The sequence below is a fragment of the Pseudoxanthobacter soli DSM 19599 genome, from assembly GCF_900148505.1.
In the GTDB taxonomy this organism is placed as follows: Bacteria; Pseudomonadota; Alphaproteobacteria; order Rhizobiales; family Segnochrobactraceae; genus Pseudoxanthobacter; species Pseudoxanthobacter soli.
The window spans coordinates 53,333-65,108 of sequence record NZ_FRXO01000004.1 but is presented as its reverse complement, the minus strand read 5'-3'; the positions used below and the strand labels follow the sequence as shown (position 1 = coordinate 65,108).

Below are 11,776 nucleotides of genomic sequence, written 5' to 3'. Positions count from 1 at the left end.
CTCTCCGACTCCTATGTTCCTACCGGGATCACTGCTGCCCGGGAGATCGGCGGCGAGCCACTCCTCTCCCACCATCCAATCCGCGTCATAAAAACTGATTGTCATACAATCAGTTTACGGCTATGCCGATGGGAGAAGAATAAGGGAGGAGGCAGTGGTGATGTCTGCCGCGCAAAAAGAACAGTTCGACTACATCATCGTCGGGGCCGGAACCGCGGGATGCGTGCTGGCCGAGCGGATCAGCGCCGCCGGTCATTCGGTGTGCGTGCTGGAGGCGGGCCCGAAAGACACCAACCCGCTGATCCACATTCCCGCGGGCTATATCAAGAACATCTATTCGAAGACGCTGACGTGGAACTTCGTCTCCGAGCCCGGCCCGGGCGTGGATAACCGCTCGTTCTCTCTGCCCCAGGGCCGTGTGCTCGGCGGATCAAGCTCGATCAACGGCCTGAACTACGTCCGCGGACAGGCAGTCGACTACGACAACTGGGCGAAGGCCGGCAATCCCGGCTGGTCCTATGCGGATGTACTGCCCTATTTCAAGCGATCCGAGCGACGTCTTGGATCCCCGGACAGCCGCTATCGCGGGACCGCGGGAGAGTTGCCGATCTCGGACCTCGACTGGCATCACCCCGTCAGCGAGGCGCTGGTGGAAGCCGCGGTCGCGATCGGCATTCCGCGCAATCCCGACCACAACGCCGCACGGCAGGACGGCGCCGGCTACTTCCAGCGCACCATTCACAGGGGCAAGCGGATCAGCGCCGCCCGCGCGTTCCTCTCCAAGGCAATGAAGCGCCCGAACGTGTCGGTGCGCACCAATTGCCAGACAACCGGCATCGTGTTCGAAGGCCGGCGCGCGGCGGGCGTGGACTATATCGAGGGTGGCCGTGGCGGGGTGCGAAAGTCCGTCTCCGCGCGCAGCGAGGTCATTATCGCGGCCGGAGCCCTCAACACGCCGAAGCTGCTGCAACTGTCCGGCATCGGGCCGGGTGACGTGCTGCAGCGGGCCGGCATCGACGTGCGCCATGCGTTGCCAGGGGTCGGCAACAACCTGCGCGACCACTACGCGGTGCGGATGGTCTCGCGGATCAAGGGCATCAAGACGATCAACAACCTGGTGCAGGGCCCGGCGCTCTCGATCCAGGTGATGCGCTGGCTGCTCGGTCTGCCGAGCCCGCTCGCCATCAGCCCGTCGCTCGTCCACATCTTCTGGAAATCCGACCCCTCGCTCGACCGCCCCGATCTCGAATTCGCCTGCGCTCCGGCGAGCTTCCGCGAGGGCGTGGTCGGACTTCTCGACAAGCACCCGGGCCTGACCCTCGGCGTCTGGCAGGAACGGCCGGAGAGCCTCGGCTTCGCCCACGTCAAGAGCCGCGATCCGTTCGAACCGCCGCTGATCCAGCCGAACTACCTGACCCACGAAACCGACCGGCGTTCCCTGCTCGGCGGCATGAGGCTCGCGCGTCGGCTGTTCCGGGCATCGCCGCTGGCGAAGTACATGGATGCCGAAACCTCCCCGACGCCCGATCTGGAGAGCGACGACGAACTTCTGGCCTTCGCGCGGCAGAAAGGCACGACGGTCTATCACATGATCGGCACGGCGCGGATGGGCCCGGCCGATCAGCCCGGCACGGTGGTGGACCATGAGCTTCGCGTGCATGGCATCGAGGGGCTGCGGGTTGCCGATGCCTCGATCATGCCGTCCATGCCATCGGCAAACACCAATGCCTCGACGCTGATGATCGCGGAAAAGGCCGCAGACATGATCCTCGGCCGCGCCGCCTCGGCCGACTCGCGCGCGGCGTGAACGCGATGGTCTCGCTGCGCCACGACGAGGCGTCCCGCCGGTACGTGATCGCTGCCCAGCCCGCCTTCGAGGCGGCGCAGGAGGCGGCGACGCGGCTTGCCGGGCTGCTGATCACGGCCGAACTCGGCCGCTCCCGCCACCTGCTCGACCTCCCGAGCCGGGAGGCGGCCCATGCCCGGCTCGCCGAGGCGCGGGAGCACCACGCCCGCCTCGTGCCGAGCGGGCTCGCGCTTCACTTCCACCATCACCTGAGCCGTGCCATCGACCGGCTCGAAGCCGCTTTCGCGGCTGCCGACGCCGAGCGTGCAGGAAGGTTCGGCGCGCCCGATCCGCTGCCGCCGCTTCGCGCCGCGTGGGCGGACATGGAGGCCGCATCCCGGGCGTTACCGGGCTTCGAGACCATCGATTTCAAACGATCCTGCTGCGCGATGCACCGGCAGGAACCCACCACGACCGACCTGGGAGGAACGCATGTCGGACTATTCGATCTGGATTCTTGAATTTGCCTGCGTGCCCGATGCGGCGACCAGTTCGCTGATCTTCGGACGCCATAATGTCGGCGTCGAGAAGCTGCCCTATGCCTACACGCTGCTGAAGAGCCGCGAGCATACCATCCTGCTCGATTGCGGATTGAACGCGGCCTCGCACGGCCTGGAGTTCGTCGAGCGCTACAACGTGTCGAACTGGGCGAGCCCCCGGGACGTGCTGGCGGAAGTCGGCGTGACGCCGGAAGAGATCGACTACGTGATCCTCTCTCATGCCCATTTCGACCATATGGGCGGGCTTGAGCTGTTCCCCAACGCCAAGTTCATGATCCAGAGCTCGGAACTCGCCGGCTGGGTCGAGGTCATGGCCATGGACCGCAAGTTCCGCTGGCTGATGGGCGCGACCGATCCCGGCGACATCATCTACGCGGTCCAGCTTGCCCGTGAGGGCCGCATGATCGGCATCGACGGCGATCAGGACAACGTGCTGCCGGGCATCGACGTCCGTCTGGTGCGCGACAGCCATACCGTCGGCTCGCAGTACATCATCATCCGCAACGACGGACAGGCCGCGAGCGACGACCGCTATGTCTATACCGGCGACCTGATCTACCGATTCGAGAACTTCCACGGCGGCGATCCCAGCGATCCGAAGATCCTGCCGAACGGCCTTTCCTTCGGCAACTACACCACCATCATCTTCGCCACGGATCGCATCCTGAAGGAGGTCGCGGGCGACATGAAGCGCGTGCTGATCCCGCACGAGGGCGCGATGGCGGAGGTCTATCCGTCCCGCACTACCGGGCGCGGGCATTACATCGTGGAGGTGGCGCTGGCCGAAGGCGAGGCGACCCGGATCTGATCGAAACGCGGGCCTCGGCCCGCTCGACATGTGCGCGGCGTGGCCTTCCCGGCTGCGCCGCGTTTGCATTTTCCGGGTACATGCAGGAAGGCCCGCCGGATGGTCGTCCGGCCGGCGAAGTCACAAGTCGGGGAATTGGCGGGCGGTCCGGGACAGCAGATATCCGGACCGAGAAGCAAAGCTCAGCGCACGCCGCCCATGCAGAGATATTTGAGCGACAGGAAGTCATCGAGGCCGTATTTCGAACCCTCGCGGCCGAATCCGGACTGCTTCACCCCGCCGAACGGCGCAACTTCCGTCGAGATCAGGCCCGTGTTGATGCCGACCATGCCGTATTCGAGCTGTTCCGCCACGCGCCAGACCTGCGCGATATCGCGGGCGTAGAAATAGGCCGCGAGGCCGAACTCGGTATCGTTGGCCATGGCGACGACCTGCTCTTCCGTCTCGAAGCGGAACACAGGGGCAAGCGGCGCGAACGTCTCCTCCCGCGCCACCTTCATGGCCGGGGTCACACCCTTCAGCACCGTCGGACGAACGAAGGTGCCACCGAGTTCATGGCCTTCGCCACCGACGACGATCTCGGCGCCGAGCGACAGCGCATCGGCGATATGGTCGTCGAGCTTGGCTTTCGCCCGCGTGCTGATGAGCGGACCAAGCGCGGTGTCGGGGTCGAAGCCGTCACCGACCTTGAGCGTCTCGACCGCGGCCGACAGCTTCTCGATGAAGGCGTCGTAGATGCCGGCTTGCGCGTAGATTCGATTGGCGCAGACGCAGGTCTGGCCGTTGTTGCGGAACTTCGAGATCATGGCGCCCTGAACCGCCTCGTCCAGATCGGCGTCATCGAACACGATGAAGGGGGCATTGCCGCCGAGTTCCAGGCTGAGCTTCATGATCTTCTGCGCGCCCTGGGCCATCAGGGTGCGGCCGACCTCCGTCGAGCCCGTAAAGGTCAGCTTCTTCACGATCGGGTTGGAGCAGACCTCGTCGCCGAACACGCGGGACCGCGATGTCGGCAGCACGCTGAGAACCCCCTTCGGCAGGCCGGCCTGCTCGCCGAGATGAGCCAGCGCCAGAGCCGAAAGCGGGGTTTCCATCGCGGGCTTGAACACGATGGCACAACCGGCGGCGAGCGCCGGCGCGAACTTGCGGCACGGCATCGCGGACGGGAAGTTCCAGGGCGTGATCGCCGCGACGACACCAACGGGCTGCTTCACGACGACGATGCGTTTGTCGCGCTGGTGACCCGGAATGGTATCGCCGTAGACGCGCTTGGCTTCCTCGCCGAACCATTCGAGATAGGACGCGCCATAGGCGATCTCGCCTCTCGCCTCGGAAAGCGGCTTTCCCATCTCCGCTGTGAGGATCACGGCGAGATCGTCGATATTCGCCATCACCAGATCGAAGAAGCGGCGCAGCACTGCGGCGCGTTCCTTGCCCGTGGCCGCGGCCCAGTCCTTCTGCGCCGCCTCCGCGAGATCGATCGCACGGCGGATGTCTTCAAGCCCGGTATCGGCGACGCGCGCCAACACTTCGCCGGTCGAGGGATTGGTGACATCGAATTGCGCCCCGTTTCCGGCATCGCGCCATTCACCGCCGTAGAACGCCTGATCCCGCAGCAAAGTGCGATCGGACAGGCGGTCGAGCAAGGATCGGGTGGCGAGCACAGTCACGGCGGTGTCCCTTAGATCTGATTACGGATATGCGGGGCGCGGGCATAGATCGCGACCATCGGCACGATTGTAAGCCCGATAACGGCCTGTTGGGCGGCGAAACTCAACCCGAGCCCGACGAGCAGCGAGGTCAGCACGGTGAGGACCAGCACACCGAGCACCGTCGCGCCGTAGCCACCGGAACCGCCGAGCAGCGACGTGCCGCCGATGACCACGGCCGCGACCGTCGTGAAGAGGTAGGGATCGCCGACGCCGACGAAGCCGCCGCCGGAAAAGCCGAGCAGGAGCATTCCCGTGATCGCCGACATCAGCCCGGAAATGCCATGAACCAGCACCCAGGTGCGCAGTTCCGAGATCTGCAGTCGCGACGCCGCCACGCGGCTGCCGCCGAGCGCATAGACGCCACGGCCGAACCAGGTGTTGCCCATGCCCCAGATCGCGATGACGGCGATGCCGATCCAGATCGGAATGACCGGCGGGACCGGTAGGCCGAAGGTGGTGCCGTTGAAGGCGGCGAGGTTGCGTAGCCAGCCAGGGATCTGCGCGAACACGGTGCCGCCGAACTGCGAGCCGATCGACGTCCAGATCTGCGCTGCGCCGACCACGGCGAAGCCGAAGCCGAGCGACATGATCAGCGCCTGACCCTGGAGGCGATAGCTGAGCAGGCCGTTGACCATGCCGCAGGCGAGCCCGAGGGCCGCGACAACGGCGATCGCCGCCGCCGGCGGGAGACCCGCCACCATCATCGCCGGCAACAGGATGTTCGCCGCGCCGATGACATAGGGGATCGAAAGATCGAGCGCGCCGAGCAGCGCCACCAGCGTCTGGCCGAGCGAGGCGATGCCGAGGAACGCCGCGAGCAGCAGGATCGAGCGCGTGTTCTGCACGGACAGGAAGCCCGGCACGAGCAGGCTGCCGGCAAGCACCAGAACCACGAGCATCGCGAGGCCGATGACGATCGCCCGGTCGAGGGATGCGCCGCGCCGGCCGAGCGGCGCCGCGGCCGCATTGGTTGCGATGGACATTGCGCTCTCCCTCAGGCGGTGGCCGGCCGGCCGGCGGTGAACACGTTGACGAGCAGGGAGGCGACCAGGATCAGGCCGAACGCCATCTGCGTCACGAAGCCGGACATCGTGCCGAAATTGAACGTGCCGAGCAGGTAGGAGATCAGGAACATGTTGAGCGCGCCGAGCAGAGACCCGATCGCGCCGCCGCGGCCGCCCGAGAGGCTCGCGCCGCCAAGCACGACCGCTGTCACCGCCTGAAGCGTGTAGGTGGAGCCCTGGGTCGGATCGCCGGAGGAAATCAGCGCCGTGTAGGCGATGGCGGCGAGGCCGACGAAGATGCCGCCGAGCACGTGGGCGAGCAGGCGGACGAGATCGATCCGGACGCCGCTGGTATAGGCCATTCGCTCGTCGCTGCCGACCATGCGCAGCTGGGTGTGGAAACCGGTGCGCGACACCACGGCCCACAGCGCCAGAGCCGCGACGACAAGGAAGAAGATCGGCGAGAACACACTCGATTGCAGTCCGCCGCCCCAACTCATCATCCAGTCCGGCGCGACGCCGCCCGGGCGTGACATGATCAGGAGATTGATGCCGGAGAGCGTGAGAAAGCCGGCGAGCGAGACGATGATCGGCGCGACGCGCACATGGATGATCACGAGCGCCTGCAGCACCTGCCATGCAGCGCCCATGCCGAGCGCCCAGGCGAAGAACACGACCGGATTGGTGATGCCGTTGCCGGAGAGCCAGGCGATCAGCGTGACGTTGAGGAAGCCGAGCAGCGGCCCGACGGAAAGGTCGACCGCGCCGCGGCCGGCCATCAGGATCGGGGTCAATGCCAGCGTGGCGAGGATCAGCGGAGCCGCCACCAGGACGGCATTGGCGAAGCCGGTGGTGGTGTAGAGGCCGGGGGAGCGGATCGCGACCGCCGCGACGAGCACGACGAACATCGAGACCGGCACGGTCAGCGGCCCGAGTTTCACGATGGATGACGCGGGACGGGACATCAGACAGCCTCCGAAACATCGATGTCGACGTGCGTGCCAGCGGCCTGTCCGAACATGGCGGACAGCACCGAATCCTCGCCGATTGCATCGCCCGAAAGGGAGCGGAACAGCGAGCCCTGGACGAACACGTCGACGCGGTGAGCGAAGCCCAGGAATTCCTCGATCTCGCTCGACAGGTAGACGACGGCGCCACCCGCCGCCGCAAAGGTCTGCAGTTCGCGATAGAGATCGCGCTTGGTATTGAGGTCGACACCGCGCGCCGGATCGTTGAGGACGATGACGCGGGGATCGCTGGCGAAAGCCCGGCTGATCAGCACCTTCTGCTGGTTGCCGCCCGAGAGCGACGTGATCCGGTTCATGACCGGCCCTGTCTTGATCGACAGACGCTGGATCTCGCGTGCGAAGAGCCGGCGAGCTGCCGCCTTGTCGACGACACCGAACGGCTTGAGCCGGCGGTGATAGACGCCGATGGCGAAATTCTCGAAGATGGATTGCTGCGGCAGGATGCCTTCGCGCTTGCGGTCGCCGGAGACCCAGGCGATGCCTTGGGCGGAAGCGTCGGCGAGCCCGGCGACGACATGCTGGCGTCCACCGTCACCCGCCACGACGACCTCGCCATCGGCGGGCGGCGCGATGCCGGCGAGCGCCTTGGCGAACAGATCCTGTCCCTGTCCGTCGAGCCCCGCCAGCCCGACGATCATCCCCGGCATCAGCGCGAAATCGAACGGCCGCGCCTCCGGTTGCAGCCGCACGCCAAGCGCCGAGATGACGGGCGTCGCGCCCTGCCGGAGGTTTGCCGACAGCGTGGGCTGCGTCGCCTGCACGCGATCCGCCGGCGTCATCATCTTGAGAAGGCGCTCTTCGGTGATCTCATGGCGATCGAGCACGCCGACGGCCTTGCCGTCCCTCAGGATGGTGGCACGATCGGCGATGCGGACGAGTTCCGCGATGCGGTGGGTGACGATGAGCACCGTCGCGCCTTCCCCACGCAGACGGTCGATTTCCTGATGAAGCCGCTGGGTGGCGCCGAGATCGAGCGCCGCGGAAGACTCGTCGAGGATCAGGATCTTCGGCCGCCGCAACACCGCGCGCGCGATCACGACCCACTGCTTCACGCTGAGCGGCAGGCCGCCGACCGGAGCGTCGAGATCAACGGCTTCGCCGACAAAGCGGGTCATGACCTGCTGCGCTTCCGCCAGCCGTTCCGCCCGTCCCGCGCCGTGACTCACGAGCCCGTCGCGGCCGACATAGAGATTGTCGAGGATGCTGGCATGATCGGCGACCAGCACCTCCTGGAAGATGGTGGCGAGCCCGCGCGCCTTGGCTTCGATGGGCGACCGGATCGGACCGCCCAGAATGTCGACGGTTCCGGCATCGGGCGAGAGCACGCCGGACATGATCTTGGCGAGCGTGCTCTTGCCGCTGCCGTTCTCGCCCACGATGGCGTGGACCTCGCCCGCACGGGCTTCAAAGTTCGCATCCGTCAGCGCGCGGGTCTCGCCGAAGCTCTTGGAGACGCCGGAGAGCCGTATGGTGGTCTTGAAACTGGTCATCGGTGCTGCCCTCGCCGGCGGAGACACCCCGTCCAAAGGGAAGAACCCGGCCGCCGCCCAGGGGGGAGGAGCGGCGGCCGAGCCATGCCGTCAGTTCTTGAAGTTGATAAAGTAGTCCTTGGCGACGCTCGCCGGGAACCAGCCGTCTGCCGCCGGCTCGATGAACTCGGTCGAGTTCAGATCGCAATCGGCGGGCAGCGCGGCCTTCACATCCTCAAGAGTGAACGGCAGAACGGGGCGGAGGATGGTCTGGACCTTCGGGCCCTGGCCCTCGAGGGTGCGCAGCATGACGTCCCAGATCAGGTCCATTTCCTTGCGCGGCGGCCAGATATGGAACGCCTTGGAAATCCAGTCGGGGTGCTGGAGCCAGTAGCATGCCGCCGAGGCCTCGCCGCCGATGGTGATCGGCACCATGGGACGGCCGGACTGGAGCATGGCGTTCAGCACGCCGTTCTCCTGCGCGCCCTGGGTCAGGATGCCGTCGATCTGCTGCGGGTTGGTGGCGAGGAACTTCTGCACCTCGACCTGCGCGACCTGGTCGGTCCACTTGCCCGCAACTTCACCGACAACCTTGATGTCCGGGTACTCGGCGAGGGCCTTCTTAGCACCGAGATCGAAGCTGTCGGAGGACGCGAAGCCCGGGATGCCCGAGACGAGCAGCACGTTGCCCTTGCCGCCCATTTCCTCGGCAAGCCACTTGCCCATGTCGTAGCCGCCCTGGCTGTGGTTCGCCGCGGCGTTGATGGCGTAGGGCGACGTGACGTAGCCGGAGAACGAGAACACCGGCACGCCCTTCGAATGGGCATATTCGATGGACTGGTTGAGAGCGGTCACATTCGAGCAGCAGATGATGATGGCGTCGACGCCGCTGTCGACGAGTTGGCGCATCTGCTGGATCTGCACTGCGTCCTTGAGGTCGGACTGGGTGACGACCACCTCGGAGACGAGCCCGGCCTTCTGCGCCTTCGGCAGCAGGACGTTCATGATCTCGTCCAGCGCCGCCGCACGCCAGGTGTTGCCGGCATAGGACGAGGCATAGCCGATCTTCCACGGCGGGGGGTTCTTCGCCTTGAAGTCGGCATAGGCGCTCGGTCCGAGCGGAACCTGCGGATCGACGATCGCGTAGATCGCCTGCTCGCTCGCCGGCAGGTCCTTGACGCCCTGCGCCGTGGCGGCGGTTGCGGTCAGGGCGAGCGCGCCAGCGAGCGCGAGCCCCGACAGCTTCAATCTCTTTCCCATCTCAATTCCTCCCTCGTATTTTTTCATCTTCGGCCTTTCGGCCGGCTTTTCCGTGCGGTCTTTCAGCCGTTCGACTTCGCCTTGATGTCTGCCAGGATCGGCAGCAGGTAGGTGCGGAAGGCCTCGTAGTTCTCGGTCACGGGAAAATGGCCGAGCTTGTCCATCGCCTGGAACTTCGAGCCCTTCACGAGGTCCGCGAGCGCCTGCGTCTCCTTGGGGGAGGTGTTCGGATCGTATTCGCCGGTCAGCATGTAGAGCATGCACTTCGACGTATCGATCGCCGCGGCTTCCTCGTCCGACATGTTGTGATCGTAGTAGTAATAATAGAGGTCTCCGGCGAATATTCCCGGCCCGCCGCAGGCATATTCCCACTGGATTTCGCGCACGTTCTGCTCAGGCGAATAGGGCGAGATGTTCAGCATCATCGCCGCGCCGATCGAGGTGCGGTTGACGTTGGGGTTGTCGAATTCCTTGCGGATTCCGGCCATGCCGACATCGACATATTCAACCGCCGAACGCAGCGCGCCTTCGACCGCGATGGTGGCGCGGTAATGGTCCGGCAGACAGGAAGCGAGATCCACCGCGAGGTGACCGCCCATTGAGCTGCCCATATAGACCGGGCGATCGAGGCCGAGTTCCTTCGCGAGAGTCGTCGGGAAGGCCATCATCCGGGCCTTCGTCATGTTGTACTCTTCCTCCCACCAGCGTTTGCCGTAGGGCGGGAGCGACTTGCCGTGGAACGGCAGGTCGAACGCGATGACCCGGAAGTCTTTGGTGACCTCGGCATCGCAAAGGAGATGGCGATATTGTCGTCCGTCGGAACCGGCGGTGTGACCGACGATGAGGGGGATGCCCTGCCCGGCTTCCTCGTAATAGACGCGGTATTCGACGTCCTCGACGGTGAGGTAAACATACCGGCCGGTGATGGGATCGTGCTTAGCCATGGCTCAGGCCACCTCGTTGTGAAGCTGGCGCAGGAGCGTGGTCATCCGATTGAGCGCCGGCAGGTAGGCAAAGGTCTCGTTGGTGTCGGAGATCTTCATCTGATGCTTGACGGCGGCGGACTGGATGCACTGGTAGAAGGGCACCGGCTTGAGGGCCAGCAGCTTCTCCCACTGGTCCGCGCGCCCGCCGACCACGATCCGACAGGCACTGTCGGGCGTGCCGGCGCCGTCCTCGACGGAGACGAGGCGACCATTGTCGAAGTCGAGCACCCACGTGTCGTCGCCGAACTCGAGCTTCACCTTGCCCGACAGGTAGCGGGTCTCGCGGGTGAATTCGAAATCGGCTTTCGCCTTCTCGGCGAAGGCCTGCTTATCGAGATGCATATGGGCCTCCCATGCTGCGCAACCTCCTGAAACGACCCCTGCCGACCGTCCGTGGACCGCACATCCCTTAAGATGGGATTTATGCTGAACGGTCGCGCAGTCCTCCCGCAGGCGACGCGCTTCCGCGGATGCGGTGCAACGCCGCCCTGGGCGGCCGGCGATGTCTGTGGTGATGACACCGGTCCTTCCCGACCGGCCAGTCTTGCGGCGCACGCACCGCAGGCGATGCAAGGCATTCGGCATCTGAAGCAGCCAGCCCCGTCGCCTTGCGCCGGGCCACGATCCCGGAGAGGTGTATCGGCGCCCTCTTTCCGGTTTATTCCTTAGCGGCCACGGATTCCCCGACCTTGGGAAGCCATGGCGCTCGTGCCATGCCGAGCGAGCGGCTCCGCCGGCATCACTTCGTGTCTTCGTCCAGAACTTCCTGTGCGACGCGGAAGCTGTCGATCGCTGCCGGCACACCGCAATAAATCGCCACCTGAAGGAAGATTTCCTGGATCTCCTCCCTGGTGAGACCATTGTTGAGCGCGCCGCGGACATGGCCGCGCAGCTCATGCTGCCGATTGAGCACGGAGATCATTCCGAGATTGAGGATCGAGCGCTCGCGACGCCCCAGTCCGGGCCGGTTCCAGATTTCGTCCCAGCAATATTCGGTCACGAGCTTCTGCATCGGCGCGCTGAACTCGGTCGCATTGCCGAGCGCAGCATCCACATAGCGGTCGCCCAAGACCTCGCGACGGGTCTTCAGGCCCCGTTCGAATTTCTCGGAAACGTCCAGAAGGCCCGATTTCGGCGGTGTGTCGTTCATCGGCATGACTTTC

At 65.5% G+C, this 11,776-nt stretch carries 11 protein-coding genes; 3 read left to right on the top strand and 8 right to left on the bottom strand.

Annotated features, from left to right (window positions below; all coding sequences use genetic code 11):
- The first annotated feature begins 160 nt into the window (after positions 1-160).
- Genes BUF17_RS10595 through BUF17_RS10585 form a run of 3 tightly spaced genes read left to right on the top strand, consistent with a single transcriptional unit; the run spans position 161 to position 3,154 of the window.
- Positions 161-1,807, top strand: coding sequence for a GMC family oxidoreductase (locus BUF17_RS10595; RefSeq protein ID WP_073628468.1), 1,647 nt, complete (start codon positions 161-163; stop codon positions 1,805-1,807).
- Positions 1,804-2,307, top strand: a complete 504-nt coding sequence (locus BUF17_RS10590; protein ID WP_139282495.1) for a hypothetical protein — start codon at positions 1,804-1,806, stop codon at positions 2,305-2,307. The genes BUF17_RS10595 and BUF17_RS10590 overlap by 4 nt, the downstream gene beginning before the upstream one ends.
- Positions 2,279-3,154, top strand: coding sequence for an N-acyl homoserine lactonase family protein (locus BUF17_RS10585; protein ID WP_073628464.1), 876 nt, complete (start codon positions 2,279-2,281; stop codon positions 3,152-3,154). Before BUF17_RS10590 ends, BUF17_RS10585 begins: the two co-directional genes overlap by 29 nt.
- 182 nt (positions 3,155-3,336) lie before the next feature.
- On the opposite strand, the gene BUF17_RS10580 is transcribed toward BUF17_RS10585, so the two are convergent.
- The 8 genes from BUF17_RS10580 to BUF17_RS10545 all read right to left on the bottom strand — a co-directional run bounded on the left by BUF17_RS10580 (position 3,337) and on the right by BUF17_RS10545 (position 11,763).
- Positions 3,337-4,818, bottom strand: a complete 1,482-nt coding sequence (locus BUF17_RS10580) for an NAD-dependent succinate-semialdehyde dehydrogenase (protein WP_139282519.1) — start codon at positions 4,816-4,818, stop codon at positions 3,337-3,339.
- Between the two features lie 17 nt (positions 4,819-4,835).
- Entirely contained in the window at positions 4,836-5,849 is a 1,014-nt protein-coding gene (locus BUF17_RS10575) for an ABC transporter permease (protein WP_073628462.1), read from the bottom strand.
- Positions 5,850-5,860: 11 nt separating this feature from the next.
- A complete protein-coding gene (locus BUF17_RS10570) occupies positions 5,861-6,835 on the bottom strand; it encodes an ABC transporter permease (protein WP_139282494.1) in 975 nt (324 codons plus the stop codon).
- Positions 6,835-8,388: a sugar ABC transporter ATP-binding protein gene (locus tag BUF17_RS10565; protein WP_073628458.1), complete on the bottom strand. Its 1,554-nt coding sequence runs from the start codon at positions 8,386-8,388 to the stop codon at positions 6,835-6,837. Before BUF17_RS10565 ends, BUF17_RS10570 begins: the two co-directional genes overlap by 1 nt.
- Positions 8,389-8,478: 90 nt before the next feature.
- Positions 8,479-9,627, bottom strand: a complete 1,149-nt coding sequence (locus BUF17_RS10560) for an ABC transporter substrate-binding protein (RefSeq protein ID WP_073628456.1) — start codon at positions 9,625-9,627, stop codon at positions 8,479-8,481.
- A 62-nt stretch (positions 9,628-9,689) separates the two neighbouring features.
- Positions 9,690-10,571, bottom strand: coding sequence for an alpha/beta fold hydrolase (locus BUF17_RS10555; RefSeq protein WP_073628454.1), 882 nt, complete (start codon positions 10,569-10,571; stop codon positions 9,690-9,692).
- A 3-nt stretch (positions 10,572-10,574) separates the two neighbouring features.
- A complete protein-coding gene (locus BUF17_RS10550) occupies positions 10,575-10,955 on the bottom strand; it encodes a hypothetical protein (protein ID WP_073628452.1) in 381 nt (126 codons plus the stop codon).
- Positions 10,956-11,352: 397 nt separating this feature from the next.
- The gene (locus BUF17_RS10545; protein WP_175563681.1) at positions 11,353-11,763 is read right to left on the bottom strand and encodes a carboxymuconolactone decarboxylase family protein; all 411 of its coding nucleotides are present in this window, start codon (positions 11,761-11,763) and stop codon (positions 11,353-11,355) included.
- Positions 11,764-11,776: the final 13 nt, after the last annotated feature.